The sequence below is a fragment of the Candidatus Minimicrobia vallesae genome (assembly GCF_018866205.1).
In the GTDB taxonomy this organism is placed as follows: Bacteria; Patescibacteriota; Saccharimonadia; order Saccharimonadales; family Saccharimonadaceae; genus Nanosynbacter; species Nanosynbacter vallesae.
In genome coordinates this window covers 262,967-288,757 of record NZ_CP076459.1, presented here as the reverse complement: position 1 = coordinate 288,757, position 25,791 = coordinate 262,967, and the positions used below count along the sequence as shown (strand labels likewise).

The following is a 25,791-nucleotide window of genomic DNA, read 5'->3' as shown; positions in this document are numbered from 1 at the left end:
ACTGAATAGATAGACAAGTTACTACCGGACAATTCGCCGACCAGCCCAGCGAGCAATGAATAGCTGGGCTAACATCGCTACGACAATTGCGCCAGCTGCTGGCCACATTATGAACAAATTCGGCACGGTAAAGTCGAAGAAATCGCGTAGGAAACCAAAGCTAAAGCTTCCAGCCGCCACAATAATCACCGACAACAAGTAAAGCAAGCGAGCGCGCTTGGCGGATTTATCGATGGTTACGTCCAGCATAATTCCCACCAAGAATACCAAATATACGCCAAACAAAGTCGCGGTAAGCACCGTCATCGTTGCGACTTCTGCAGCGTGACCAGGGAACATAACAGAGGTAATCCAATAGGTGAACGCGACAGTCACGCCAGTAATTAAAGCAATTGGCGTAACAGCCAGCAAAGTATCATGCCAAAATCTCTTCGGATTTATTCGATGCTTCGGCGTGGGAGGAAACAGCGTCCACATGAGAGTCGGCATCGTCACCAGAAAAATATTCATAAACGTAATGTGGCGCGGCGAATACGGATAATTCATATTGATGAGAATCGTCGCAAGAAGAAGCGTCACGCCGTAAATAATTTTATGGAAGAACAGAACAGCGATGACTTCGATTGCTTGCATAATTTGATTGCCCAATTTCATTCCCATCGGAAGAGAAGTGAACGAATTGTTGAGCAATATAATGTCAGAAACTCGACGCGATGCTGGAGCGCCCGCGTACATCGCCACACCGAGGTCAGCCTTTTTCAGAGCCAGAGCGTCATTTACACCGTCGCCGACCATACCAGTGAACTTGCCAGATTGCTGGAATCGATTGATCAAGCGCTCTTTTTGGTCTGGCAAAACTCTGGCAAAAATCGTGTAAGTATCGGCAGCTTTATTAAATTCATCTTCGCTAAGCGCCGCCAAATCCTCACCTAAAATCGCCTTTTCTGGATGTTTAATTCCAGCTTCCTTAGCGATGTATTGAACTGTGCGCGGGTTATCACCAGAGATTACGCGAATAGTTACGCCTTGGCTCTGCAAAAAATCCACCGTTTCAACAACGCCATGACGCAGGGAATTGCGCAGAATAACCGCACCAATTGCCGTTCCAGAGTCATTTTTCAAGTCTTTCAATTTGGTTTTATCGTCCGAAAATTCAGCCAGCATCAACACGCGCAAACCATTGTCCGCCCAATCATTCAACTTCTTCTGAGTCTCCTCATCTACTGGCGCCAACTTCGACACAAACTCTGGCGCGCCCATCATCAAAGTCCGAATTTCACCGTCAATATTCGCCCTCACGCCAGCCATTTTACGCGCCGACGAAAACGCCATAACTTCCAAAACTTTCGTATTTTTTGGCGACGTAGCTTCCGCCAAAATTGCACGACCAGTGATATTTCCGCCGCTGGTTTCATGAGCAATTAACGCCGCAAAACTGGCAATGTCAGAGTCTCGAATAGTCATCTCACCAGAACGCCGCGACTTTTTCCAGCGTCACTTCATCGCTAGTCAAGGTACCTGTTTTATCTACAGCCAGCAAATTCAAAAGCGCCATCGCTTCAATTGCTGACAATTTTTGTGGCAAGACTTTCGCCTGAGCTAATCGCAGTGAGCCGAACGCCAAAAGCAGCGAACTCGCCAACAATAAACCTTCCGGCACAACCGTAACCGCTGCCGAAGTGATGGTTTTTAAGATGACGACGACGTTATCGCCAGAGAAATAATAGACGATAGCAATAAGTAGCGACAGAACAATTGCGCCGTAAGTCAAGAAGTAAATTGCGCGCCAAATCGCTAATTGCAGAGGCGTGAGTTCTGGTTTGTAACGCTTCAGAACTTGGCTAATCGCGCCAGCTTTCGTGTCGTCGCCAATCGCAATTACTCGCGCCGTGCCCTCACCAGCCAAAACCGTCGTCGCCGCCAACACGACATCGCCGTCCTTTTTCTCAATCGACGCAGACTCGCCAGTCAACATACTTTCATTCAGCTCCAAGCCTTTCGACTCGATAACTTTCGCGTCCGCCGGCAATTCATCGCCAGCCTGAATAAGGATTTCATCGCCAATTTTAAGCTCATCATAACCGACCTCGACAACATTTCCATCTTTTAACAATCGAGCTTTCGGTGCGCTCATCAGCTCCAATTGCCGCAAAACTCGCTTAGCCCTTAACTCCTGAATAATGCCAATCGTCGAGTTCACGACAATCACCACCGAAATAAACCACGCGTCACGATATTCACGAACATAAACCAGCGCGCCAGCCAGCAGAAAAATCACCACGACAATAGGGGAAAGCAGATTCCGCTTAATAATGTCCAAATAGTCGCGCATTAGCTTGTCCGAATCCTTCTGTAGCTGAACCTCGCGCCAACTCGCCAATTTCCGTACGCGTCAGAATCGAATTGATATATCTCGCCATTTTTCACTTCAGAAATCAAAACCAAGGCGGGATTATACGGCGCCAAAGTTTTATAAAAATGCAAATCTTCATCCGTAACGTGCTTTCTTCCAGGAAAAACTTCGCGGAATTTGCGCTTGCCGATATCTTCAAAATATCGCGGCTGACCTTTTGGCGGAAGAAATAATTCCGCACGCATACCCATTCGCGAAATTATCTTTTTAACGTCAGATAAAATCAACGGCGAAGTCGCCTCCAAATACATCATCAGCTGCTTTTTATTCGTCAAAAACACCGACGCCTTAGCCGTGCGACTAACATCAGCGTGCCACAAAATTATCGATTGAACATCAATTGGAAAACCAAATTTTTCCTTAGCAATTCGCTCCAGTGCCAGCTCGTCGTACGTCGCCTTATTCATAGATAATATTTTACCATTTTTTTATGAGGTGCGCGAGATGGCAAAGATGTGAAATCTAATAACCAAACTGCCTGGTCGATTCAACTGCTTGACGGGAAATATCCAAGTGGCTTTTACCCTTAAACGCGTCTTCTGGATGTTTTTCATTCCAAGCGTCGACATTTTCTTCAGTACAATCTTTAATGGCATGATTAACACAAAACTCAAGTCGCTTAATGCTTTGGGCATTTGCAAGATAATCGATCGAAGACTGGACTGATCTTCGATATTGTTTTTCATTCAGCCAGTAGACTTGATAACTCAGAAAAATCAACGCAATCGTCAGCACAAACATATATATATGACTAAATCTTATCTTTTTTAAGTTTTTCATTTATGACCTCCTTAAGCTGAGCTTCTACAGTCTTCGCCTAATTCTGTAAATAGCAATTTTGATATCGCGTTCTGAAGGCTGCCAACATGGTAAAATAGAACTATGGATTTCAATACTCGTTACGCTAAATTAAACGATAATCAACGACAAGCAGTCGACTACATTCACGGATCGCTTTTGGTAATTGCTGGGCCAGGAACAGGGAAAACCGAGCTTCTAAGTATGCGCACTGCCCAAATCCTGAGACAAACCGACACTTTGCCAAACAGTATTTTATGTCTAACGTTCACCGAAAGTGGCGCCACAAATATGCGCCAACGACTCCGCCAGATTATCGGTGAGGCTGGGTCTGATCTTCGATATTGTTTTTCATTCAGCCAGTAGACTTGATAACTCAAAAAAATCAACGCAATCGTCAGTACAAACATATATATATGACTAAATCTTATCTTCTTTAAGTTTTTCATTTAATCCTCCTTATGCTAAATTTACAGCCTTGGACGAATTTTGTAAATGGCAATTTTGATATCGCGTTCTGAAGTCTGCCAACATGATAAAATAAAACTATGGATTTCAATACTCGTTACGCTAAATTAAACGATAATCAACGACAAGCAGTCGACTACATTCACGGATCGCTTTTGGTAATTGCTGGGCCAGGAACGGGGAAAACCGAGCTTCTAAGTATGCGCACTGCCCAAATCCTAAAGAAGACCGACACTTTGCCGAACAGTATTTTATGTCTAACGTTTACCGAAAGTGGCGCCACAAATATGCGCCAACGACTCCGCCAGATTATCGGTGAGGATGCGTATAAAATTGCGATTCATACATTTCACAGCTTCGGCACAGAAATCATCAATCAACATCGCGAGTATTTTTTCCGTGGCGCCGACGCTCAGCCGGTTGACGAATTGACGCAATATCGAATTATCTCTGGAATACTCGAAGGACTTGATTGGCGAAATCCATTAAGCGCGAAAAACAATGGGGAATTTGTTTATATCAAAGACTTTATTCGAATGATTTCCGCGTTCAACCAATTCAATTTAATTCCATCAGAGTTATAGAGATGGTTGATGAAAATAACATTAGTAATGAAATTGCGCCAGTCTGCCAAAATGAGAAAAAAGTTGGCGACAATTTCTCTTACGATTACAATAGACGATAATTTTCGCCAATAGCTGAAAAAATTGCCAATTTAGGGCGGCCAAAATCCTGACGAAGAAAACTCAAAATTGCCAGCTTCAATCACGCCATACGCCAACGTTTTGGCGCTGAGCATTGTGCACGCCACCCAGGAAGCGATTGACGAGAACTCAACCAAGCCGCTGACTGCTTGGAAAAATAAATGGTGTGAAAAAAATGCCAATGGCGAATTTGTCCTGAAAGATTTTACCGCCGCAGAAAAATTATCTGCCGCAATTGACGTTTACGAGAAATACGTAAATATTTTATCCGAGCGCTCGTTATTTGACTACGACGACATGATTTTATCCGTTATTCAAGCCTGCGAATCTCACCCAGAACTGCGCGCAAATCTCCAAGAGCAATTCCAATTCATCATGGTTGACGAGTTCCAGGACACAAACTTGGCGCAACTTCGATTGTTGTTCAATTTGACCAGCGAGAACGACGACAATCCAAACATCATGGCGGTTGGCGACGACGACCAAGCAATCTTCAGCTTCCAAGGCGCAGACGTGGGCAACATCCAGCGCTTCCGCCAACATTATCACGATCCAAAAATCATTGTTTTGACCGACAATTATCGTTCCGCCGAAAACATTTTATCATCGGCGCGGGACGTCATCACTCAGGGCGCGGATCGATTGGAAAACACAATTGACGGGCTATCAAAACAATTGACCGCACACGCAAATAGCGAAGGCTCAAAAGTCGAAATCCAAGAATTCTCATCTGTTAGCGAAGAGCGAGCGGGAATTGCCAAACAAATTGCCGAGCTGATAAAAAATGGCGAGAAACCAGAAAACATCACGATTATTGCGCGCCACCATAAAGAACTCATTGAAATTCTTCCGCATCTTTATAAGGAAAATCTTTTTGTCAATTACGAGCGTCACGACGATATTTTGGAGCAAGATATAATTCAGATTCTGGACAAATTAGCGCGAACTGTCGTGGCGATTAGCCAGAATAATTTGGACGTTGCCAATAGTTTATTGCCGGAAATTACGGCTCATCCAGCGTTTGGATTTTCTGCACTGGACATCTGGAAATTGAGTCTTCAAGCTTACAAAAATCGGCAATTGTGGCTGGAAAGTATGCTGGCGAATAGCGTATTTAAGGAATTTGCGGAGTGGCTTTTGGAGCGCGCTAAGGACGTGCCGAATTTGCCATTGGAAGAGCAATTGGACAATTTGTTAGGTTTGACCAATGATGATAAAGCGGCGATCTTCCAGCTAATTCTCTCGCCAATTTCTATTTCTCGCCAGAAAAGCTAGATAAAAACCCAGAAGCATATCTGACAATTCTGGAAAGTTTGCGCACTTTGCGCCAAAAACTTCGCGATCGAATCACCGATAAAAACCCAACTCTGGAAGATTTTTTGGAGTTTATTGACCTGCATATTTCAACAAAAACCCGCTTAACACAAATTCGCACGCACGCAAGTTCACTCAGCGGCGCCATAAATTTGATGACCGCTCATAAATCCAAAGGTCTGGAATTTCCGCACGTTTTTGTGATTGGGGCAATTGACAGCGCTTGGGGTGAAAAAGTTCGTACACGCAGTCGAGCTATTCCGATATCCCGCAAACCTCCAACTTCAGCCAGCGGGCGCCACTTACGACGAGCGACTTCGGCTGTTTTTCGTGGCGATGACTCGCGCCAAAACCACATTGACCATGACTTATTCTCAAACCAACGATTCTGGCAGCGACACGATAATCGCCAGTTTCTTGACGAATTGCACGCCAACCATCATTCCGACCAGCGATGATCCAGCTGAACAAATTGAACTCGCTGAAACCGATTGGACGACGCGACTAACTTCGCCGATTGTTCCGGAATTAAAGGATTTATTGACGCCAGCGCTTGAAACATACAAGCTTTCCGCGACGCATTTGAATAATTTCCTCGACGTTTCACGTGGCGGGCCGCAAAATTTCTTATTGAACAATTTGCTGCATTTTCCATCCGCCAAAAATTCCGCCGCAGCTTACGGAACCGCGATTCACAGCAGCCTTCAGCAAGCACATTGCTCATTCAGCGCCGATCATCAATTGCCAAGCACCGAACAAATCCTCCAATTTTTCCAAAAATCCCTCGAGAGCCAACATTTGCCAGCGGACGATTTTCAATTGTATTTGGATAAAGGGAAGTCGGCTTTGACTGCGTTCTTAAACGCCAAATCTTCAGATTTTCACGACACGGACTTGGCGGAATTGGACTTTTCAAACCAAGGCGTAATTATCGATAACGCCAGATTGACCGGTAAACTTGACGTTGTCGACATCGACAAGCAAAATAAAACCATCTTCGTAACGGATTATAAAACTGGCAAGCCGGCGCATTCCTGGAAAGGTTCGGCCGATTACGAGAAAATCAAACTTCATAAATATCGTCAGCAATTGATGTTCTATCAGCTGCTGGTCGAGCATTCACGCGATTATGGCAATTTCACGTTTACTGGCGGGCGATTACAATTTGTCGAGCCAGACATGAAGACCGGCGATATTCTTAGCTTGGAAGACACATTCTCCAGAGAAGAATTGTCTGAATTTACGCAACTGATTGAGATTATTTGGCGAAAAATCACCACGTTAGATCTGCCGGATATTTCTGGCTATTCGGCGGATTATAAGGGAATGTTGCAATTCGAAAAAGACCTGCTGGCGGGCGAAATATAAAAATTATTCTAGTATATTGTTGCATTTTTTTATAATTAGTGTTATTATAATAAACGCTTTATTGGTGGAGCTGACTTTTCGAAGTTATGCTCTCGAGGAGCATAATTAGAGGTCAGCTCTTTTCTTTAGGAAAGAGGTGAGATGGTGTTCATGTCCTGTGGGACCGTGTAGCCCCATTGGTCTGTATACTGTAGGGTAGACCTGCAGCAAGTGTGTCAGCGTTTTGTACGTGGACCTTTCGAAGCTTGGGTCTCTGGGCATTCCGTTGTGCGAGCTGCGGCGGTTGGGGTCAGGTGTGCCTCCTGTGTGCGATTCCCGAACGCCTGTTTAGTCCTTTCTCTTGATGGTCGGGGTTTGTGCGACCCCGAAAACACTGATCTCCGAGGTCAGTAAAGGGCGTCCGTCCGCCCCTGACGTGATTCAGCCAGCCGGTAGTCCGGAAAAGAATCACAGGACGCATAGCTCTTAAATGGTAGAGCGCCCGCCGTGTCGACAACGATGTCGGCGCAGTGGGAGGTTGCGGGTTCGAGTCCCGCTGTGTCCACTGGGAAGTAAGACAAAGGCGTTTTGCTTCCCTCCCAGTTTTGGGTTCGCGAGATTCATTTGTGGTAGATTCGTTTTCTCAGCGTTGAGATTAGTAATTACTCCGAGCAGAACCGCTTGAGCCCGACCCACCCCCTTATTCTCGATGACGAGAGTGGGGTTTTCTCCTTTTTGTGATAAAATAACAGAGATGACATCGTTTTGGAATGATTTACCGCAGCCATTTTTCATATTGGCACCAATGGAAGCCGTCACCGACGTCGTGTTTCGTCATGTCGTGAAACAGGCTGGCGCGCCAGATATATTTTTCACTGAGTTCGCAAATGCTACCGGCTGGGTTCACGCTGGCGACAAAAGCCATAGCTGGGCGATTAATTAAACCTGACGATGAGCAGCCGCTGATTGCGCAAATCTGGGGTGGCGAGCCAGGTTATATGGAAGCTTTCGCTACAGCGACTGCGCGGAACTTGGTTTTAACGGAATTGATATCAATATGGGTTGTCCCGCCAAGTCTGCCATTAAAAGCGGTGGCGCGGCTCTGATTCGTCGACCTGACATAGCGATAGCTGCAATTGACGCTGCCAAAAAATCTGGATTGCCAGTTAGCGTAAAAACTCGGCTGGGCTATACTTACGTCGACGAGTGGCGCGAGTGGCTGACGGCAATTCTCCAGCAAGACATTGTGAATTTGACAATTCATCTGCGTACAAAAAAAGAGATGAGCAAAGTTGCGGCGCATTATGAATTGATTGACGAGATTATTAAGCTGCGCGATGAAATTGCCCCACAAACGCTCCTGACTATCAACGGCGACATTCGCGACCGAGAGCATGGGCTGGAAATTGCCAGAAAACATCCTGGCGTAAATGGAATTATGATTGGGCGGGGAGTTTTCAGTGATCCGTTCTGTTTTCGAGCATCTCGAGCGGTATCTCAGAAAAAATCTGGGCTGGCTTTAGCGGGTCCCGGATTACGCTCCTGACTATCAACGGCGATATTCGCGACCGAGAGCATGGGCTGGAAATTGCCAGAAAACATCCTGGCGTGAATGGAATTATGATCGGGCGGGGAGTTTTCAGTGATCCGTTTTGCTTCCGTAAATCGAAAACTGACGCAGATAATCATAAGGAAGAACTGTTGGCGCTCCTTAATTATCACTTGGATTTGTTCGATTCTTACCAGCCGATTTTAGGGCGACCTTTTGAAACTCTAAAACGTTTTTTCAAGATTTATATTCGCGACTTTGACGGCGCAAAGGAACTTCGGGAGAAATTGATGCACACCACGGATACAGACGAGGTTCGCCAACTGCTTGAAAAAGTATAGTTATTATGATATAATTACGAGATGGAAAAGTTTTCGGTATCTACCATAAATCCAGACATCACAGAGTTATCTAGTATTTTGTATCGGGTTAATACTTTACCTTTGTTTCATATAGCTCTATGTTCGCATTAACTCCAGATTCAAGGATAGTATCTCTTGCTATGACCGTGACCACAAAGGATAAATGACGTTTATTGAACAGGATGTGGAATCCTAATATTGCCAAAAGGCGACCAGTTAGAGGTCGATTTCTCTTCCGATCCTTACTTTGATCCTTATGGGCTAGATAAGATAAGAAAGAGATCACAAGAGGTAACAAAACTTAATTCAGAACAATCTCGAGTGCGCGTCATTAAAGCACTAGGAGTGTTGGGTTCTAGTATTGTTGTTTGGAGTCCCGCACCTGACACTGCAAGTTATTATGATAAATTTGGCATCACAAGTGACAGAAAAGCAGAAGACGAAAAAGCAGAAGAATATCTCAGCGGACTGGTAGAAATAACCGAAATTTTGGGCGCTTACGGATTAATATGTACAACATTTGATCCTAGAGGTCTATGTAGCACTTGAGGGCGCAGTATTAAGTTTATTATTCTTAGATGGGTTCGAAGTCTGGTGTGACTGATGGCGATTGTCTACCACGAAATACAGCCTATGATCCAAGTCTACAATTTAGGATAATCGACACGACAACAGCAAGAGAGTCTACAGATCCTGATGATTATCTTGACGACATACAAAGCATATATGGCTAGTGTCTCGTTGCTTTACTTGTTACGAATAATTCTCTGTAAAATCAAGTGTATAGGATTTCCTTGATCTTCTACGCGAGATTAAGAGACTACCATCCGAAATACGAAATACTGTGGTTGTAATGGCGGTCGGCTAATTATTGCTCTCGATAAAGCTTAGCGTCGTCGCTTACGCCTATGAAGATCGGCAACCTTCAATCGCACCATATGACGGTCGATAAGCTGCTTGGCTTTCTCACGCTCAACTTGATCGCCAGCTTCATCACGCGCCTTAATAGCACGCTCCAGAGCCTTCTGAGTTTCCGCCTCGATGATGTCATCGCCGTGATCAGCTTCATCAACCAGAATTTGCACCGACGAATAGTCAATTTTTACCACGCCACCAGAGATTGCGAAATATTCCAGCTGATTATCGGGAATCTTCTTTATGTCGACGCACGGTAATCACGCCGTCCCGTGCAATCGTCACTAGCGGCTCGTGGCTTGGGAAAACGGAAATTTCGGCTGTCAGTAGTTGGAATTGACACCGAATAAACTTCTTCGTCAACCTTCGTACCGACAAGTGTGACTAATGACAATTTCATGACTATTTAGCTTTCTTTTCAGAATGTTTTTTAGCCTCGGCAGACTTCAGCTTCAGCGTCGCGAGCGACTTGGTCAGCCAGCGTACCCTGAACCATGTAGAACCAGTTTTCAGGCTTATCATCGTATTTACCAGCTAAAATGTCGGAAGCGTCGCGAATGGTGTCTTCCAATTTAACGTAAACACCTGGATTTTGAGTAAATTTCTCAGCCACGTGGAATGGCTGTGCTAGGAATCGTCTGAATACGACGAGCGCGAGCAACAATCTGCTTCTGATCGTCCGACCAGTTCTTCCATACCCAAAATAGCGATGATGTCCTGAAGCTCTTTGTATTGCTGCAAAATTCGCTGAACCTCGCGCGCCACGCGTTAATGCTCTTCGCCGACAATTTCTGGATCAAGCGAGTTTGAGCTGGGGTCCAGAACGTCAACCGCTGGATAAATACCGATTTCCGTCAATGCACGGTTCATCACAATTGTAGCGTCAAGGTGGGCAAAAGGTCGTCGCAGGAGCTGGGTCGGTCAAGTCGTCAGCTGGCACATAGACAGCCTGAACAGAGAAGTAATCGAGCCCTTCTTCGTTGAGGTAATTCGCTCTTGCAAAGCTCACCCATTTCTTGCTGGAGGTTTGGTTGATAACCAACCGCACTTGGCAAACGACCAAGCAATGCTGACACCTCAGCGCCAGCCTGAGTATAACGATAAATATTGTCGATAAATAGCAAGACATCTTTACCTTCGTCGCGGAAAGCTTCGGCCATCGCCAGACCCGACAATGCCACTCGCCAAACGTGCTTCCAGGTGGCTCGTTCATTTGCCCAAAGACTAGCGAAGTCTTATCCAAAACGCCAGCTTCTTCCATTTCATAGTAAAGGTCGTTACCTTCACGCGTTCGCTCACCAACTCCAGCAAAAACAGAGTTTCCAGAGTGGAACTTAGCTATGTTGTTGATCAACTCGGTGATCAGGAACCGTTTTACCGACACCTGCACCGGCGAACAGGCCAGCTTTTCCACTCTTATCAAGTGGCGCGGATCGAAGTCGACAATCCTTAATTCCAGTTTCCAACATCTCAGTCTTATTTGACTGCTCGGTCAGCTCTGGAGCAGGGCGGTGAATTGGTGCCAGTTTTTCCCTTTGGTTGTGGTTTTCTCGTCAATCGCTTCACCGGACCACGTTGAACATTCGTTCTTGAGTTTCGGCGCCGACTGGCACGGAAATTGGCGCGCCGGTCGCCACCACTTCTGCGCCGCGAGTCAATCCATCCGTCGAAGACAGGGCAATTGCTCGAACAGTGTGCTCGTCCAAGTGCTGAGCAACCTCCAGCACCAAATTCTCATTGCCGTTTTTAACGTGCAACGCGTCGTAAATCGCTGGAAGTTCAACGTCTCGTGGAAACTCCACGTCAACGACCACGCCAACGATCTGAATAATTTTACCTAAATCTTTTGCCATCTTTTTCTCCTTTATCATTGTTCCATCGCCTCCACGCCACCAGAAATTTCAGCAAGTTCCTGAGTAATCGCCCCTTGACGAGCTTTATTCATAGCTAGCGTCAAATCATCAACCAAATCGCTGGCATTATCCGTAGCATTCTTCATCGCCATCATACGCATAGAATGTTCACTGGCGCGAGCGTCAAGCAGCGCCTGCAACAGTCGCGCACCAACCAAACGATACGCCACCGCATCCAAAACTTCTGGAATGCTCGGCTCATATTTGGCGTCAGAAATCGTGTTAGAAACTTCACTCGGATCAACCAAGATTTTCGTTCCTGCTGGCAATAATCTGTCCAATTCTGCAGTCTGAACCATGCTATTGACAAAACGCGTATAAACAAGCGTAACTGCGTCAACTTCGCCATTTTCAAACATATTTACTGCCGTATTCAAAATCGTGTGAAACGTCAATCCAGACGGCTGATCTGGCAAATCTTCATACGTACCGATGATTTTCGTATCTTTAAAGACGCGTTGCGAATTGCGAAGCTCGGCGACCGATAGTTAAGGTCAAGTTCTCAATTCCGCGCTCGTCATCACGCTTTAATAGCTCCAAATACTTCTTCAAAACGTTGGTGTTGTATGCGCCAGCCAAACCCTTGTCGCTGGCCACCACGATAATCAATCGCTTATTTATCTTTCGCCTAACGAACAGCGGGTGATTGTCGGTTGCGCCTTGGCTCGCCAAATAAGACAGCAATTCTTCCGCCGCCATCGTGTACGGCGCAGAAGCTTTGTCCGCCTCTTGAGCGCGACGCATTTTACTAGCCGCCACCAATTGCATAGCCTTGGTGATCTGCTTAGTCGAGTCCACCGAACGAATGCGATTTTTCAGCGCGCGAGTGCTCGGCATGAATTACTCCTCAAATCCTTTCGCTATTTCTTTCGTAGCTTCGTCAATCAATTTCAATTGCTCATCCGAAGGCTTGTCGCCCTTGTTTAGCTCACGCATAGCATCTTTAGAATTTTTCCAGAGATAAGTCAATAGGGCAGACTGCGCGTCCTTAATCTTAGAAACTGGAACATCGTCAAACATACCGCCAGTCACCGCGTGAATGCTGACAAATTGCTCCCAAACGCTCATTGGTTGATATTGTGGCTGCTTCAGAAGTTCAGTGAGTCGCTGACCGCGGTCAATTTGAGCCTTTGTCGCGTCGTCAAGATCTGAGCCGAATTGAGCAAATGATGCCAATTCGCGGAACTGAGAAAGACCAAGCTTCAAGTTTCCGCCGACAGATTTAACGGCTTTCGTCTGAGCTGCGCCACCAACACGAGAAACTGATAGACCGGCTGAGATGGCTGGGCGAATGCCTTGATAGAACAAGTCGGTTTCCAGGAAAATCTGACCGTCGGTAATAGAAATCACGTTGGTTGGAATGTAAGCGGAAATGTCGCCAGCCTGCGTTTCGATGATTGGCAGAGCCGTCAAGCTTCCCGCGCCAAGTTCATCTGACAATTTAGCCGAACGCTCCAATAAGCGTGAGTGCAAATAGAAGACGTCACCTGGGTAAGCTTCGCGTCCTGGTGGACGGCGCAACAATAGCGACATCTGTCGATAAGCCACCGCGTGCTTTGTCAACTCGTCATAAATCATCAATGCGTGACCGCCGTTATCGCGGAAATATTCACCCATGGCGCAGTACTCCAGCGTAAGGCGTTAAGTAAAGCAGGGAGGCCGCGTCGAGTCGGGCTGGTTGCGACGATAATCGTCTGATCCATCACGCCTTCTTCTTTCAGTCGGTCGACCAATCTGGCAATCTTCGACAACTTCTGACCAATCGCCACATAAACGTTCACCACGCCAGTTTTTTGACGAGCCTGGTTAATCATCGTATCGATAGCAATTGCCGTCTTACCAGTTTGACGGTCACCAATGATAAGCTCACGCTGACCACGACCGATCGGGAACATCGCGTCAATCGACATAATACCGGTCATCAGAGGTTCGTGAACTGATTTACGACCCATCACGCCAATGGCAGGACGCTCAATTAAACCACGTTTCTTCGTTTTAATCGCTGGACCGTCGTCAAGAGGTCGACCTAGCGGGTCAACCACTCGCCCCAATAATTCTTCGCCGACAGGAACGTCTAGCACCGAACCCTTGCGGCGAACGCTGGCGCCAGCCTTAACCTTATCTTCACCGCCAAGAATCACCGCACCAATTTCATCTTCCATCAAGTTCAGGGCAAACGCTTCAACCGTTCCGCCGTCAGTTTCAATTTCCAGCACTTCGCTATAGCCAGCGCTACTTAAGCCATGCACCCAAGCCACGCCGTCACCAACGCGAATAACCACGCCAGCATCTTCCAAACCTTCTGTCGCCTCCAGCTGCGCGATTTTTTCCCGCAGGCTTTTGGCTAATTCTGTCACATCAATCTTGCTCATTTTTCCTCCTAGATTTTCTTCGCCCGCAAGTCGTTTAACTTCTTCGAAACCGTTGCGTCCAGTGTTGCGGTCGGCGTTTGTAGCTTAAATCCGCCAATCAACGTCGGGTCAATTGATTCTCTTAGCGACACTTTTGGCTTGCTATTTTTATCGCTCGCCGCAGTCGCCAGAAATTGCTCTATTTTACGCCTTGTATTGTCATCAAGCGCTCTCGCACTCTCGACCGACGCTACAATTTCACCACTCTCAGCCAACTCAGCCTCAATATCTCGCACCAACAAATCAACTTCACGTTCGTGCTTTTCGTAAATCAAAAGACCAGCAATTTCTTCCAACACCGCGTCATTGCCAGCTAAAATTTGTTCAGCTGCGTACTTTGCCAACTTTCTCCTGGACACTAATCTCATCTATTCAGCCTCCTCCAAGCGCTTCCGAAATCAGCTTTGTATCTTTCTTCGCATCAATTTTCTCGCCCAAAACCTTGCCAGTCGCTTCAGCCACCAACTCTAATGTCGAATTGTGCAGGTCTTTCTTTGCGTTTTCAATTTCTTGAGCAATCGTATTATGCGCTTCTTTAATCAAAGCTTCAGATTTGGCAGTCGCTTTTTTAGCCGCTTCTTCCAGCAACTTCGGTCGCTTCTTCTCGAGCAGACGCCACGATGTCGCTGGCTTGCGCTCGTGCTTTTCGCATCATTTCGGCGGTCATTTCTTCGGCTCGGTCGGCGTTTTCCTTGGCAGATTTTGCCGCCGCGTCAGCCGCTTTCAGGTCTTTTTCTCGCTTGACGAGCATTTCCATCATTGGTGGATGGATGAAACTTGCGAAAGAACAAATAGCAAGATTAAAAATGCTACCGTCTGAAACGCCAACAGCGCCCAATCAATACCTAGCGAATCAAACAAACCAGCTTTTTCCGATGCGCCAAGAATTGGCAAATTGTGTGTTAATATTTTCTCCACAATTTACTCCCGAAAACTACATAACTTTGCCGACGATTGCTGCGACGAAACCGATAATAGCAATAGCGTCGATGAATGAAATACCCAAGATCATCATTGTGCGTAGGTCGTTGATTTTTTCTGGGTTACGACCAGCGGCGTTCATAGCTGCTGCGCCAACGATTGCAGCGCCGATTGCTGCAAATGCTGCTGGGATTGCGTAGGTAAGTGTGAATGCTAATGCTTCCATGGTTAATATTCTCCTTTTAATTAATTATTACCTAATTTAATCACTCTCTGATGTCGCTAATTTATTAGTTTCAACAGAGGAGTGAACTTCATCAATTGGCTCGTGCGAATCATGGTGAGCCAGCCCCAGGGAAATAAACACAGTTGATAACATAAAGAAAATATATGCCTGAATACCGCCGATAAACAACTCAAAGAAATAGAACGGCTGCAGAGCTACGGGCGACAAAAACTTCGTCATATAAGCGATAATTGCCAAGAGAATTTCGCCAGCCAAAACGTTACCAAACAGACGGAAACTTAGTCCCAGCATTCGCGAAAACTCAGCCACCAACTCCAAAATGCCAACAAATGACATAATTGGATCACGTAGCGGGTTAACGAAATATCGCCCCAAATTGCCCTTAAAACCCAAATACTTAAACGCGTAAACCTGAGCCGCGACAATCGTTACAATTGCCAGACCGAAAGTCATATTAAGATCCGCCACGCCACCGCGGAATAGAGGAGTGTGATGCTCGCCAATTGTAATTGGACCAACAATCGGCAAAAGCCCCAGCCAGTACTGCGCGACGATAAAGAAAAACAACGTAATACAGAGCGGAGCAACTTTACGCGCCCATTTTTGGTCTGGAATAACTTGGCAAACTGTATTATAAAGTCCGTCGAACGTCCACTGAATTAGCCTTGTGATAAAATTATGCTTCTTTTTACCTAAAACCGCCGCACGAGTACGGAACATTGCCCACACCAGCACGATCAATCCCAAGAATCCCATCAAGTGCGAATTCGTAATAGATACGCCAGCGACATTGAAAACTTCGTCAACCTTTACTGAAATATGCGGACCAGCGCTTGCCATATAATCGATCATTTCTTCAACTCCTGCTGTTTAATTTTAGCAATTTGCAAAGCTACGAGAATCACTGAGATAATCGCGCCAGAAATAATTCCAGCAAGTAACCATCTCATCTTCATTCCGCTGACATTATCCAGCCACAATCCCAACAAAGTTAAGCCAATTGTTGGCAAAAACATTCGCCACATTGTACCAATCATCGTCCTTGCCAAAATCATCATCGCACCAGAATCGCCTGTATCATTAGCCGAAATGTCAGTTTCTTTTACCATTACTTTCCACTATATCAATCTGTTATACTATTTTGCAAGATGCCACGACGAAATTATTCAAAAAATAGTCAAAAAACCCAAAAAACATCATTGATGTCAATTTCAGGGTTGGCTAATTGCCAGAAAAAACGTCGCTTCTCAACAGAGATAAAAGCGCGCCAAGCAGCAGAAATCCAAGAATTAGCAAACCCGAATTTGTCGATTGATATATATCACTGCGAATGGTGCAAAAATTGGCATTTGACGTCGAAGAATTCTAAATAGACGTAACCGTTATGTTATAATTGGAAGTGTTATTAAATAGGGGAATATATGAGCGAAGACACAACGAACAACCATCAAGACACAAAAGTTGTCGTGTACAACACTAGCTGGTGTGCGTTTTGCCACACGGAAATGGAATGGCTGAAGAAGCTGGGAATTGATTTTGTTTCCAAAGATATCGAGGCTGATCCTGGCGCAAAAGAGGAATTGCTAAATAAAAATGGCGGCAATTTCCAAGGCGTGCCAGTAACGGATATTAACGGGGAATTAGTGCTTGGTTTTGATCGACCAAAACTACAAGATTTGCTACGAAAAAACGGCTTACTATCCGACTAATTTTCTTTAAAACGATTCAAGATTTTCCGTCAAATTCTGGCGGAAAATTTTTATTCTGCGCCAATTTGCACAACTTTTCCGCCAAGTTTTTCGCGGAAATAATTATCGTGGCTGACGTAAAGAATCGCGCCGGAATACTTGGCCAACGCCGTTTCCAGCTCTTCGATGCTCGGCAAATCCCAGATGGTTCGTCGGCTCGTCCAGAACTAGCAGTTGCGGGTCGTTCGCCAGCATAGCAATAATCTGAAAGCGAGCTTTTTGACCGCCAGACAAGCGAGCCAGCGGCGTCATTCGATCAGCGTCCGTGAACAAATAGTCTGCCAAAAGTTGCCGAATTTTCGTATCAGAAATCGACAAATCGCGACTCATATACAATTTTTCAATCGCTTTTTCTAGCGGATCAGACAAATATCGCTCGTCAATTTCTTGCTCATAAACACCAATTCGAACCTGCGGATCAAGGAAAATATCGCCAGAATAAAGAATAGGACCGCCAGGTGCGACACCTTCTACGCCAGAGACTGTGGAACGTTCGCGAGTAGCGGACGTTTCAGCCGAACGCTTGCGAAAAATCTCCGGTGGAGATTTGAGCGAAGAGTGTGCTCTGGCGGAGGACTGCGGAGCGCTTGCCGCGGTTCGACTTCCAGCCGTCTCCTCCAAGTCGAATGCGTCCGGCAACACCGTCCGCGAAACCATCGACTTGCCAGAGAGACTGGAGTCCGAACCTCGCCGCTGCCCCAACATCATCCGAATCAGCGTCGTCTTGCCGGCGCCATTGCGGCCTTTCATTTCCATCGCTTCACCTTCACGCAAATCGATATTCCACGTCCCTCCAAATAATATCCTTTCACCAATGCCAACTGCCGCATTTTCCGCCCGCACCAGCACGTGCTGACTGCGACTGGCTGCGTCTTTCATCGTCAGGCGAATATTGCGCGCCTTGAATTTTCCGTAGCGCTCGGCGGATTTATAATCCAGTTGCCCAGCGGATTCCTTGTCAATCCAAAACGTCGGCTTTTCCATTTCTGACAATTCCTCCAGCTCCGCTCGCGCCTCATTCTCCAAGCGCTTAAATTTCTGAATCGTGCCAGGATTTCGCGACTTTTCCTTAAGTCTTTGATAGTCCAAAACTTTTTGTTTCAGGTTAACAATTCGCTTCTCAATCTGCTCAAAATTGTTCATTCCAGCTGTCGTCGCTTGCGCGTTCTGCTTCAAATACGCGTCGTAATTTCCGCGGTAACTCACGGCTTGACCGTCCTTAATCTCAACTATTCGATCAACTTGCCCAAGTACATCGCGATCATGCGTAATTATCAACATCGCTTGATGTGGCTGTGAATTCATCCAATCAATAAACTGCTGTTTCGCAACGTAATCCATGTGGTTGGTCGGCTCGTCAATTAGCGCCAAATGCGCCTCTGAGTGCATAATTTTAACAATTTCCACCAGCCTTTTTTGACCGCCAGACAGGGAAGAAATCCGCCGATTGTAATAACCTTCTAATTGAAAATTACTCAGCTCTCGCTCAATTTTTTCTTCAATTTGATAAAATCCTTTTTGATCAAATCGCTCCAGAGCTTGCGTATATTCCTCAATTTTTCGCATATTATCGCCCATAGTCAGCGGATATTCATCGATGATTTTCTTTAATCTTAGGAATATTCTGGAAGTCCAGTTAAGAATGTACGGACATGACCGTTTGCTCGCCCAAGCCGTGATGTTCTTGAGCGGTAGTCGCAACCGTAATGCCACGGCGAAAAACAACTTCTCCCGTATAATCGTTATCTGTGCCCGCCAATATTCCAAAAAGTGTCGACTTACCAACGCCGTTACGACCAACCACGCCGACTTTCTCGCCATCGTCCACACTAAACTTGACGTCTTTCATTAACGTCTTATCTCCAAAACTTTTTTCAGTAATGTGAATGTCGTCTATCATCCGACTTATTATAGCAAAGGTGGGGGGAGAAGTATTAGATACTTGCAGATAAGGCTATTCCGCCCAAACTCTGATACTCATAGTTTTCTGCGGACTTAAGTTTCTCTAATAAGCTATCCACTTCATCGCTACCCAGCAACCCCTCTTGGCCCTTAATCATATCCGATAATAAACCGCTGGCATGCCTTACAGTCATATCATTAAGCGCTCGACGAAGATTTCTAATTTCACCATCAATAATCTGCGACGGCGGCTCCTGCAAGGTAAATAGCGGCTCGTCTGACACCGGCACCATCACACCTTTCATTCTCTCAAGCTCATTCCTAATGAGAACCCTAGACTCCAAAATACTTCTGTTCTTTCCTGTACTCCGATTGCCACTAACTATTTCAATACACAGCCTATCCAAGAAGACTTCAGTAGCCAACTCAATTTGTCTTTTGGATTCTTCGTTTATCGCCGAATCATCAAACCCAGAAAAGCCCATTTTATAAGCAAAAAAGTCCAGCATAATAGGGACGCCAGCACCCATCTCGACCCCCACGGAATACTTAATTGCACCGCCTAAAATGAAATTCCGAATTCTTGATGGCAGATTAGCGTAATGTAAAGCATCACGTAGTGTGCCTCTTGTAATATTAATGTTTTGACTGGACTGGCTATTGAGGAATTCTTTTTTATTACTCCAACTACCATTCTCCAAACCCCAAACGTACAACTCCACGATAGCCATAGCTTCACGCTCTTTCGGAGGTGCACTATGTAGATTATCAGCCCGCTGAACTGAGACAATATCCATGACTGAACCCATTTTTACTACCTTAACCGGCATTTCAATATCAGCAGGAAGCGCACCTTCGTTGATTAGCTCCTCGACAGCCGCGCATCTGGTGTGTCCAGCTACCATAAGATAGTAATTGCCATCTAGGCGCAGCCTGTCAGCAAAGTCATCGAAATTCGCATCACCACCCCACGTACGATTTGTAAAGCCGATATACTCCTCCAGTAAAGCAGGAGTAACGCTAGCTACAATTGGTGGATAGAGCAGCCCTTCCTGCAGGATACTGTCCTTCAGGGCGGTCGTTACTCTATTTCTGTCGCCACGAATCTGAGATAGCTGTACAATTTCACCAAGAGGAACTTGATCTTGCTCGCCATTAAGTAATAAGCCTTCGCGGCCAGACATTTTTTCTCCACGCATTCATCCAGTATGACAAAAATGACACACTCTTTTCAAGGGTTATATATTGTATTTTTAACATGCTTATGGCATAATATAAATTTCTATCTCTACAGGTCATTAAACCTGGTATAATATAATCCATGTCAAAGCCAAAAGCTAAAAAACCAGCCACACAGAATATTGTCAATCGTCGCGCACGGTTTGATTATGAACTTGGCGAAGAAATTGTAGCTGGCTTAGTTTTAACTGGAATGGAAGTGCGAGCCGCCAGAGAAGGACACGTCCAGCTTAAAGGCTCATTTGTTAGTTTAAGAAATGGCGAATTGTGGCTAAATAACGCTAGCTTTTCACTGCGATTAAACGTTCGCGGAGAAGCAAATAGTCGCTCAGTCGACACTTCGGCGCGGAAATTGCTAGTCAGCAAAAAACAGCTAGCCAACTTCACCGAAGCAAAAAAACAGGGAATGACAATCGTCCCGACCAAATTGTTGACCAATGGAAAGTTTATTAAAGTTGTAATCGCGCTCGGAAAAGGTAAGAAAAATTACGACAAGCGCCAAACCATCAAACGCCGCGACCAAGACCGAGAAACCAAGCGACTTATCTCTAATAGATAACCGTACCGATTACAAACTCAGCCTGAGATTTATTGATTTTCGCGCGTTTCAATTAGCTTTTGCGTAGAGCTTTTCAAGTTTCTTCACTTGACTTCGCTCCGTAAACTTGTTGGCTAATTTTTTACTTTCAGCACTAAATTCTGCTTGTTTTTTCGGACTTTTTAGAATTGCAATTACTTTTTCCGCTACGCTTTCTGGATTATTTTCTGCAAAATAGCCATTGACTCCGTCTTTCACTACCTCTGAAACTTCCTTGTCAATAATAACAATCGGCTTTCCGGCGTGAGCGGCTTCATGAAGAACCCAGCCTTGCGTATCTTTAAGCGAAGGAAAGGTAAACACGTTCATCACTTTATACGCCACACCCAAATCTTCTCGTGGCGTAGGGGCCAGTAAATATAATCCTATCCGCAAAATCCGTCTCGGCTGCCATTTTTTCCAAAGTTTTTCGATATTCAAAATCGCCAACAAACAATAGCTTCGATTTCGGACGAGCTTTGGCAATAAACTCGCTAAACGCCTGAATCAAAATTGGCAAATTCTTTTCCTCACCCAAACGTCCCACAAATCCAAACACTTCATCTTTTTCATCAAGATTCCATTGTTCGCGAAATTCTGCGACTCGTTTCGCGTTTGGCTGGCGGAAGAGCATTCACGCCGTTTGGCATTAAAAGTAACATCGTACGTGTAATCTTCGGTCTGCCAAGATTCCAATTGATCGCGGCTTTTGCGCGACAGGGCAATCACCGCATCCGCCTTGCTGTATAAAATAGTAATGACGCGCTCAATAATATCTTTATTCCATTTCGTTACGCCATTACGCGGACGATATAATTTGGCAACTTCCAGCAAATCCTGTCCATTCAATTTCACCGACAATGGAAAAACCACTCCCGCCAACGCCAAAACTCCCGGCAAAACCGCAGGATAATGATCGACGAATTCGTATAAATCCGTACAATGCTGGATAATCAAAGGAATATTATTTTTCTTCGCTGCCTTCACGCCCAATAGACCAATTTGCGACGGCGTAAAAATATGAACAACGTCAGCAGATTCATATTCGCAATTTGACGCTGCACTACAGGAGGGAAGAACACCGACGTGTCGTAATCATCAAAGAATGCGCCCGTAATTGAGCGGAAACGAATTATTCGACTATTCTCATCTTCGTGAAGAAGTTCGGCTTGCTTGGACGGACTAATAGACTTTGCTGGGCAAAAAACATAAACCTCATGTCCCAAAGCTTCCAGCTCGCGCTTTAATGATTCAACAACGTAAACGATACCGTTAATGGACGGTCTGTAGCTGTCCGTAAAAAGTCCTATCCTCATAATGTAGCCTCATTATACCATTTATATCAGCGATCGATAAAATTCGACCAATCGCTCGGCGCCCGCGCTACTGTCAAAACGTTTGGCAATTTTCTCAGCACCAAGTTGCGCTTTCTTATAGGCTTTCTTATCTTTGCGCAATTTACTGAATCAATTCTAAGAATTCATCGTCCGTTTTTGCCATAACAGCGTCGCCCTTAAATGTGTCGTTGTACTGCGGAATGTCGCGTAGAATGATCGGCAAGCCAGCGCCAGCCGCCTCCAAGACGCACATAGGATGATTTTCCTGCATAGCTGGCAAAACAAAAACGTCGGCAGCGACATAATAGTCACGAACATTCTCCAAAGGTATCACGCCAGTTACAGTGAGATTATTCGGCGCATTTTTTATCATATTTTTGCATGGCGTTATAATCTGCGCCCAAATTCTTAAACGGAATTCCTCCCACCCAGAAAAACTTTACATCTGGCATTTCTTTGGCTGCTTTTATTAAAATATCGAGGCGTTTTCGCGGCTGGACTTGACCATTTCCCATAACCACAAAATCATCATCCTTCAAGCCAAGTTTCTTCCGAGCCGACTTTTTTTCCGCAGCAGTATGTTTATATCTCGACATGTTTATTGTATTGTAAAGCACTTTGGTTTTTGGCACGTTCATGTCATTTATCAGTTCATCGGCGACCATGCCAGAGCAGGCCAAAACCAAATCTGCTTTTTTGTAAAAGAATTTTAGCCACGTTTTACCTAAAGGCTTCCAATATTTTGCACCTTTAATTGAGCCGATAAAACTATCTGGCACAATGTGAGCTGAAACTACTTTTTTGCCGCCTTTTTTTATCAAGTGTCGAAACGAATACAGCCCCATGGTTTGGATATGAATAATGTCAGCAGGACGATCGGTGTTTACTTCAATATCAATGTCTTTTCTTTTCCGCAGCGCGTCCGTAATCTCTTTATATGCTGTATGTACGCCGTGACCCTGAACGGTAAATTCGCTTTCAGAAATCATATTAACAATTAGTTTTTTATCGTCTTTCTTACTCATACCTACAGTATAGCAAATAATTATTCCGCCAATATCAATTCGGCAACCAGTTCTGGGCTATCCAACACCGACAAATGCCCCGTATCAAGCTCCACAAATTTATCAATTCTCAGCCCAGACGGTCGGACGGGGCGGGTAATTTTATCAAATCTTCCCACGATCATTCCCGTAAAATCTTTCCCGGAATTAACCGACCTCTCTTTTATGGGAATATCTCGAGCTATTCCTGCTTGCTCCAGGTATTGTCGTGAGGTTACGTTGGTATTTTTTGTCAGCCATTTTACTAGATTTATCGTATTCTTTTGTTTATCTCTCATCAAACATACACCACGCAATACTGAAAAATAATAGTTTAAATAAACATACTGATTTATCCAACGAATATGATACAAGATCGCGGAAGAAATCTTCACTGCAACTGAAGCCTTAATCGGTGGGTTGACGTACCAAATATTGGAACAATTCACCTTACGAGCCGCCAAACAACCCAATGAATGAGTAACCACTACATCAATTTGTAAGTTCTTTTTTCTAAAAGCCACTATCAAGCCTTTCGCCCAATCTTCAATATTTCTAACATCTGTATTTTTAATCAATTGGCTATTGCCATGCGAGGGCAGGTCAACAAATAAAATATTCGCACTATCTTTCAAGAAGTACGCCAGAGGAATCATTCCATGAAAGTCTCCGCCAATGCCATGAATCAACAGGATGGTTTTATCTGAGTTATTATGATGAAAATAGTAAGCAGTCTTTATATCCCCAACATCCATAAAACCACTAGAAATCTCACTTAAAAACTTACTATACACCAGCGGTATATTCATTAAATTATATCATCACGGTATAATAAAACTATGAAGCTTTTCTCTTGGAACGTAAACGGTATTCGTGCAGTTATAAATAAGGGCGAATTTGCGAAGTTCATCGACACGTACAATCCAGATATTCTATGTCTACAGGAAACCAAGGCCACCAGAGATCAAGTTGAAATTGACCTGCCAAATTATCACGAACATTTCTATTCCGCCGCCAAAAAAGGCTACTCTGGTACGGCAATTTTCTCAAAAATCCTACCGCTCAATTGGCATGATGGATTTTCACAAAATATAATTGAAAGATTCGACCTAACTGGTGATAAGTATGGTAATCCTGCTGACGAAGGACGAATCATTACCGCTGAATTTGACGATTTTTGGGTTGTCAATTGTTACACTCCAAACTCAAAGGGGGATCTAAGTCGATTGGATTTGCGATATAAAAAATGGGACAAGGCGGTATTGACTTATCTGGAAGAATTGGAATTGTCAAAGCCAGTCCTTTATTGTGGAGATATGAACGTGGCGCATAAAGAAATTGACTTAGCAAATCCCAAACCTAATGTTGGCAAACACGGCTTCACCGACGAAGAGCGCGAAGGCTTTCAGAATTATTTGGACGCTGGCTTTATTGATACGTTCCGGGCAGTTTTTCCCGAAAAAACCGGTGCTTATACTTGGTGGACACATTGGGCTAATGCTAGGGCACGCAATGTCGGTTGGCGGATTGACTATTGGTTGGCATCACGTGAAATTGCAAATCACGTCACTAATCCACAAATTCACCCCGAACAAATGGGCAGCGATCACTGTCCGGTGAGTATTGAGGTGGATTTGTAAATGGACATGAAATTTTGGCACAGACAAGAACAAGGCAAACCGCTTTTTCCTGATGTTGAATGGAATAAGCCAGAGCGGCGCGATCAAGCAGGGAAGCTGGGGATTATTGGCGGCAATAAATTGGGATTTTTAGCGGTCGCGGAAAGTTATCAAGAAGCTCTTAAAGCCGGCGTCGGTGAAGCTCGCGTATTACTGCCTGACATATTGAAAAAAAGCGTTCCCGCTGTAATGACCGACGTATTATTTGCACCAACCAACCAATCAGGCAGCCTATCCAACGAAGCCCTAAGTGAAGCTCTAGCCTTAGAAAAATGGGCGGACGTGTTACTACTCTGCGGCGATGCTGGACGCAACAGCCAAACGTCAATTGTCTATGAAGAATTGATAAAAAAGTCAGAAATCCCAGTAGTATTAACAAGAGATGCGATTGACCTGGTCCAGAACGGCCTCCAGGAGATCTTAGATAATCCGCGCGTGGTTTTTGTGGCAAGTCTGGCGCAAGTTCAGAAAATATTCCGCGCCATTTATTACCCAAAGATGATTACTTTTAGCATTCAGCTGGCGCAACTTGTTGAGACACTTCACAAATTTACCATTACATATCCCGTAACAATTTGCGTTTTTCATGCCGACAATTTAATAATCGCCCACAGCGGAGAGGTTGTCACCCAAAAATGGGACGCACCAATGGCAATTTGGCGGGGAACCGTCGGCGCCCGCGCCGCAAGCTACTTGATTTGGTCGCCGAAAGCACCGCTGGCAGCAATCAGCACCGCTATTTCTTTGCATAAAAAAATCGCCCAAAATGGACGATTATCACCTGAAGCTGCCTCTGGTACCGCGGGCCGGACTTGAACCGGCACGAGCTATTGCTCACCAGATTTTGAGTCTAGCGCGTCTACCAATTCCGCCACCGCGGCACAAGAGAACGCTCCAAGCTACC

The 25,791-nt window shown here is 45.1% G+C and carries 39 protein-coding genes, 2 tRNA genes and 3 pseudogenes; 16 read left to right on the top strand and 28 right to left on the bottom strand.

Annotated features, from left to right (window positions below; genetic code table 11):
- Window positions 1-21: 21 nt before the first annotated feature.
- From KOY49_RS02020 to KOY49_RS02005, 4 genes are read right to left on the bottom strand one after another with little or no spacing between them, the layout of a single operon-like run.
- Entirely contained in the window at window positions 22-1,464 is a 1,443-nt protein-coding gene (locus tag KOY49_RS02020) for an HAD-IC family P-type ATPase (protein ID WP_232736497.1), read from the bottom strand.
- A gap of 1 nt (window position 1,465) precedes the next feature.
- Window positions 1,466-2,380, bottom strand: coding sequence for an HAD-IC family P-type ATPase (locus tag KOY49_RS02015; RefSeq protein ID WP_232736496.1), 915 nt, complete (start codon window positions 2,378-2,380; stop codon window positions 1,466-1,468).
- Window positions 2,332-2,820: a hypothetical protein gene (locus KOY49_RS02010; protein ID WP_146554979.1), complete on the bottom strand. Its 489-nt coding sequence runs from the start codon at window positions 2,818-2,820 to the stop codon at window positions 2,332-2,334. The genes KOY49_RS02015 and KOY49_RS02010 overlap by 49 nt, the downstream gene beginning before the upstream one ends.
- A 55-nt stretch (window positions 2,821-2,875) precedes the next feature.
- On the bottom strand, window positions 2,876-3,193 hold the full coding sequence (locus KOY49_RS02005; RefSeq protein WP_232736495.1) for a hypothetical protein: 318 nt from the start codon (window positions 3,191-3,193) through the stop codon (window positions 2,876-2,878).
- 102 nt (window positions 3,194-3,295) lie between these two features.
- On the opposite strand from KOY49_RS02005, the gene KOY49_RS02000 reads away from it, so the two are divergent.
- The 11 genes and pseudogenes from KOY49_RS02000 to KOY49_RS01955 all read left to right on the top strand — a co-directional run bounded on the left by KOY49_RS02000 (window position 3,296) and on the right by KOY49_RS01955 (window position 9,689).
- On the top strand, window positions 3,296-3,577 hold the full coding sequence (locus tag KOY49_RS02000; protein WP_232736494.1) for a UvrD-helicase domain-containing protein: 282 nt from the start codon (window positions 3,296-3,298) through the stop codon (window positions 3,575-3,577).
- Between the two features lie 182 nt (window positions 3,578-3,759).
- Window positions 3,760-4,263: a UvrD-helicase domain-containing protein gene (locus tag KOY49_RS01995; protein WP_232736493.1), complete on the top strand. Its 504-nt coding sequence runs from the start codon at window positions 3,760-3,762 to the stop codon at window positions 4,261-4,263.
- Window positions 4,264-4,431: 168 nt separating this feature from the next.
- On the top strand, window positions 4,432-5,658 hold the full coding sequence (locus KOY49_RS01990) for a UvrD-helicase domain-containing protein (RefSeq protein WP_232736492.1): 1,227 nt from the start codon (window positions 4,432-4,434) through the stop codon (window positions 5,656-5,658).
- Window positions 5,659-5,696: 38 nt separating this feature from the next.
- The gene (locus tag KOY49_RS01985; RefSeq protein WP_232736491.1) at window positions 5,697-6,155 is read left to right on the top strand and encodes a 3'-5' exonuclease; all 459 of its coding nucleotides are present in this window, start codon (window positions 5,697-5,699) and stop codon (window positions 6,153-6,155) included.
- Entirely contained in the window at window positions 6,061-7,065 is a 1,005-nt protein-coding gene (locus KOY49_RS01980; protein WP_232736490.1) for a RecB family exonuclease, read from the top strand. Before KOY49_RS01985 ends, KOY49_RS01980 begins: the two co-directional genes overlap by 95 nt.
- Window positions 7,066-7,517: 452 nt before the next feature.
- A tRNA-OTHER gene (locus tag KOY49_RS01975) sits at window positions 7,518-7,609 on the top strand.
- Window positions 7,610-7,798: 189 nt separating this feature from the next.
- Window positions 7,799-7,987 (top strand): tRNA-dihydrouridine synthase, encoded by a 189-nt coding sequence (locus KOY49_RS05540; protein ID WP_446680077.1) that lies wholly within the window; start codon window positions 7,799-7,801, stop codon window positions 7,985-7,987.
- 114 nt (window positions 7,988-8,101) lie between these two features.
- A pseudogene (locus tag KOY49_RS05535) lies at window positions 8,102-8,521 on the top strand (tRNA-dihydrouridine synthase family protein); the annotation flags it as partial.
- Window positions 8,522-8,652: 131 nt separating this feature from the next.
- The gene (locus KOY49_RS01965) at window positions 8,653-8,934 is read left to right on the top strand and encodes a hypothetical protein (RefSeq protein ID WP_376787533.1); all 282 of its coding nucleotides are present in this window, start codon (window positions 8,653-8,655) and stop codon (window positions 8,932-8,934) included.
- 219 nt (window positions 8,935-9,153) lie between these two features.
- Entirely contained in the window at window positions 9,154-9,504 is a 351-nt protein-coding gene (locus KOY49_RS01960; RefSeq protein ID WP_232736489.1) for a hypothetical protein, read from the top strand.
- Between the two features lie 29 nt (window positions 9,505-9,533).
- Window positions 9,534-9,689: a hypothetical protein gene (locus KOY49_RS01955; RefSeq protein WP_232736488.1), complete on the top strand. Its 156-nt coding sequence runs from the start codon at window positions 9,534-9,536 to the stop codon at window positions 9,687-9,689.
- Window positions 9,690-9,842: 153 nt separating this feature from the next.
- Here KOY49_RS01955 and KOY49_RS01950 read toward each other — a convergent pair whose 3' ends face one another.
- The 13 genes and pseudogenes from KOY49_RS01950 to KOY49_RS01895 all read right to left on the bottom strand — a co-directional run bounded on the left by KOY49_RS01950 (window position 9,843) and on the right by KOY49_RS01895 (window position 16,471).
- Window positions 9,843-10,064 (bottom strand): ATP synthase subunit epsilon domain-containing protein, encoded by a 222-nt coding sequence (locus KOY49_RS01950; protein ID WP_232736487.1) that lies wholly within the window; start codon window positions 10,062-10,064, stop codon window positions 9,843-9,845.
- Window positions 10,065-10,111: 47 nt separating this feature from the next.
- Window positions 10,112-10,270: a hypothetical protein gene (locus tag KOY49_RS01945; protein ID WP_232736486.1), complete on the bottom strand. Its 159-nt coding sequence runs from the start codon at window positions 10,268-10,270 to the stop codon at window positions 10,112-10,114.
- Between the two features lie 30 nt (window positions 10,271-10,300).
- Window positions 10,301-11,723, bottom strand: a pseudogene (gene atpD / locus KOY49_RS01940) (F0F1 ATP synthase subunit beta).
- A gap of 14 nt (window positions 11,724-11,737) precedes the next feature.
- Window positions 11,738-12,199 (bottom strand): F0F1 ATP synthase subunit gamma, encoded by a 462-nt coding sequence (locus KOY49_RS04960; protein WP_269802180.1) that lies wholly within the window; start codon window positions 12,197-12,199, stop codon window positions 11,738-11,740.
- A 31-nt stretch (window positions 12,200-12,230) separates the two neighbouring features.
- A complete protein-coding gene (locus KOY49_RS04955) occupies window positions 12,231-12,620 on the bottom strand; it encodes a F0F1 ATP synthase subunit gamma (protein WP_269802179.1) in 390 nt (129 codons plus the stop codon).
- A gap of 3 nt (window positions 12,621-12,623) precedes the next feature.
- Window positions 12,624-14,155: pseudogene (gene atpA, locus KOY49_RS05395) on the bottom strand (F0F1 ATP synthase subunit alpha).
- Window positions 14,156-14,163: 8 nt separating this feature from the next.
- Window positions 14,164-14,538: a F0F1 ATP synthase subunit delta gene (locus tag KOY49_RS01925; RefSeq protein ID WP_232736485.1), complete on the bottom strand. Its 375-nt coding sequence runs from the start codon at window positions 14,536-14,538 to the stop codon at window positions 14,164-14,166.
- Between the two features lie 28 nt (window positions 14,539-14,566).
- A complete protein-coding gene (locus KOY49_RS01920) occupies window positions 14,567-14,782 on the bottom strand; it encodes a F0F1 ATP synthase subunit B family protein (protein ID WP_232736484.1) in 216 nt (71 codons plus the stop codon).
- Window positions 14,763-14,954, bottom strand: a complete 192-nt coding sequence (locus KOY49_RS01915) for a hypothetical protein (protein ID WP_232736483.1) — start codon at window positions 14,952-14,954, stop codon at window positions 14,763-14,765. Before KOY49_RS01915 ends, KOY49_RS01920 begins: the two co-directional genes overlap by 20 nt.
- Window positions 14,951-15,112 (bottom strand): hypothetical protein, encoded by a 162-nt coding sequence (locus KOY49_RS01910; RefSeq protein ID WP_232736482.1) that lies wholly within the window; start codon window positions 15,110-15,112, stop codon window positions 14,951-14,953. Before KOY49_RS01910 ends, KOY49_RS01915 begins: the two co-directional genes overlap by 4 nt.
- 16 nt (window positions 15,113-15,128) lie before the next feature.
- Window positions 15,129-15,341 (bottom strand): ATP synthase subunit C-like protein, encoded by a 213-nt coding sequence (locus KOY49_RS01905; protein WP_129637300.1) that lies wholly within the window; start codon window positions 15,339-15,341, stop codon window positions 15,129-15,131.
- Between the two features lie 36 nt (window positions 15,342-15,377).
- A complete protein-coding gene (atpB, locus tag KOY49_RS01900; protein WP_232736481.1) occupies window positions 15,378-16,214 on the bottom strand; it encodes a F0F1 ATP synthase subunit A in 837 nt (278 codons plus the stop codon).
- Entirely contained in the window at window positions 16,211-16,471 is a 261-nt protein-coding gene (locus KOY49_RS01895; RefSeq protein ID WP_129743885.1) for a hypothetical protein, read from the bottom strand. Before KOY49_RS01895 ends, atpB begins: the two co-directional genes overlap by 4 nt.
- A gap of 39 nt (window positions 16,472-16,510) precedes the next feature.
- Between KOY49_RS01895 and KOY49_RS01890 the strand changes: the two genes are divergently transcribed.
- Window positions 16,511-16,735, top strand: a complete 225-nt coding sequence (locus KOY49_RS01890) for a hypothetical protein (protein ID WP_129632746.1) — start codon at window positions 16,511-16,513, stop codon at window positions 16,733-16,735.
- Window positions 16,736-16,783: 48 nt separating this feature from the next.
- On the top strand, window positions 16,784-17,071 hold the full coding sequence (locus tag KOY49_RS01885; RefSeq protein WP_129632750.1) for a glutaredoxin family protein: 288 nt from the start codon (window positions 16,784-16,786) through the stop codon (window positions 17,069-17,071).
- A gap of 102 nt (window positions 17,072-17,173) precedes the next feature.
- Here KOY49_RS01885 and KOY49_RS04950 read toward each other — a convergent pair whose 3' ends face one another.
- From KOY49_RS04950 to KOY49_RS01870, 3 genes are read right to left on the bottom strand one after another with little or no spacing between them, the layout of a single operon-like run.
- Window positions 17,174-18,811: an ATP-binding cassette domain-containing protein gene (locus tag KOY49_RS04950; RefSeq protein WP_269802178.1), complete on the bottom strand. Its 1,638-nt coding sequence runs from the start codon at window positions 18,809-18,811 to the stop codon at window positions 17,174-17,176.
- Window positions 18,747-19,010, bottom strand: coding sequence for an ATP-binding cassette domain-containing protein (locus KOY49_RS04945; protein ID WP_269802177.1), 264 nt, complete (start codon window positions 19,008-19,010; stop codon window positions 18,747-18,749). The genes KOY49_RS04950 and KOY49_RS04945 overlap by 65 nt, the downstream gene beginning before the upstream one ends.
- A 34-nt stretch (window positions 19,011-19,044) precedes the next feature.
- Window positions 19,045-20,211, bottom strand: a complete 1,167-nt coding sequence (locus tag KOY49_RS01870; protein ID WP_039327186.1) for a ParB N-terminal domain-containing protein — start codon at window positions 20,209-20,211, stop codon at window positions 19,045-19,047.
- A 122-nt stretch (window positions 20,212-20,333) separates the two neighbouring features.
- On the opposite strand from KOY49_RS01870, the gene smpB reads away from it, so the two are divergent.
- Window positions 20,334-20,810 (top strand): SsrA-binding protein SmpB, encoded by a 477-nt coding sequence (smpB, locus tag KOY49_RS01865; RefSeq protein WP_232736480.1) that lies wholly within the window; start codon window positions 20,334-20,336, stop codon window positions 20,808-20,810.
- A 48-nt stretch (window positions 20,811-20,858) separates the two neighbouring features.
- Here smpB and KOY49_RS04940 read toward each other — a convergent pair whose 3' ends face one another.
- From KOY49_RS04940 to KOY49_RS01835, 7 genes are all read right to left on the bottom strand, one after another.
- A complete protein-coding gene (locus KOY49_RS04940) occupies window positions 20,859-21,158 on the bottom strand; it encodes a glycosyltransferase (RefSeq protein WP_269802176.1) in 300 nt (99 codons plus the stop codon).
- 4 nt (window positions 21,159-21,162) lie between these two features.
- Window positions 21,163-21,375, bottom strand: coding sequence for a glycosyltransferase (locus KOY49_RS04935; RefSeq protein ID WP_269802183.1), 213 nt, complete (start codon window positions 21,373-21,375; stop codon window positions 21,163-21,165).
- Complete coding sequence (locus KOY49_RS01855) at window positions 21,336-21,821, bottom strand: hypothetical protein (protein ID WP_232736479.1); 486 nt, start codon at window positions 21,819-21,821, stop codon at window positions 21,336-21,338. Before KOY49_RS01855 ends, KOY49_RS04935 begins: the two co-directional genes overlap by 40 nt.
- Window positions 21,812-22,144 (bottom strand): glycosyltransferase, encoded by a 333-nt coding sequence (locus tag KOY49_RS01850; protein ID WP_232736478.1) that lies wholly within the window; start codon window positions 22,142-22,144, stop codon window positions 21,812-21,814. Before KOY49_RS01850 ends, KOY49_RS01855 begins: the two co-directional genes overlap by 10 nt.
- 142 nt (window positions 22,145-22,286) lie before the next feature.
- Complete coding sequence (locus KOY49_RS01845) at window positions 22,287-22,538, bottom strand: glycosyltransferase (RefSeq protein ID WP_232736477.1); 252 nt, start codon at window positions 22,536-22,538, stop codon at window positions 22,287-22,289.
- On the bottom strand, window positions 22,516-23,190 hold the full coding sequence (locus KOY49_RS01840; RefSeq protein WP_232736476.1) for a glycosyltransferase: 675 nt from the start codon (window positions 23,188-23,190) through the stop codon (window positions 22,516-22,518). Before KOY49_RS01840 ends, KOY49_RS01845 begins: the two co-directional genes overlap by 23 nt.
- 20 nt (window positions 23,191-23,210) lie before the next feature.
- Window positions 23,211-24,017, bottom strand: a complete 807-nt coding sequence (locus KOY49_RS01835) for an alpha/beta fold hydrolase (RefSeq protein WP_232736475.1) — start codon at window positions 24,015-24,017, stop codon at window positions 23,211-23,213.
- 30 nt (window positions 24,018-24,047) lie between these two features.
- Between KOY49_RS01835 and KOY49_RS01830 the strand changes: the two genes are divergently transcribed.
- Together KOY49_RS01830 and KOY49_RS01825 are read left to right on the top strand one after the other, a co-directional pair.
- Window positions 24,048-24,848, top strand: a complete 801-nt coding sequence (locus KOY49_RS01830) for an exodeoxyribonuclease III (RefSeq protein ID WP_232736474.1) — start codon at window positions 24,048-24,050, stop codon at window positions 24,846-24,848.
- Window positions 24,849-24,854: 6 nt separating this feature from the next.
- A complete protein-coding gene (locus tag KOY49_RS01825) occupies window positions 24,855-25,703 on the top strand; it encodes a carbohydrate kinase family protein (protein WP_232736473.1) in 849 nt (282 codons plus the stop codon).
- Here the strand turns inward: KOY49_RS01825 and KOY49_RS01820 are convergent.
- Window positions 25,682-25,768 (bottom strand) — tRNA-Leu (locus KOY49_RS01820). The genes KOY49_RS01825 and KOY49_RS01820 overlap by 22 nt on opposite strands.
- Between the last annotated feature and the right edge of the window lie 23 nt (window positions 25,769-25,791).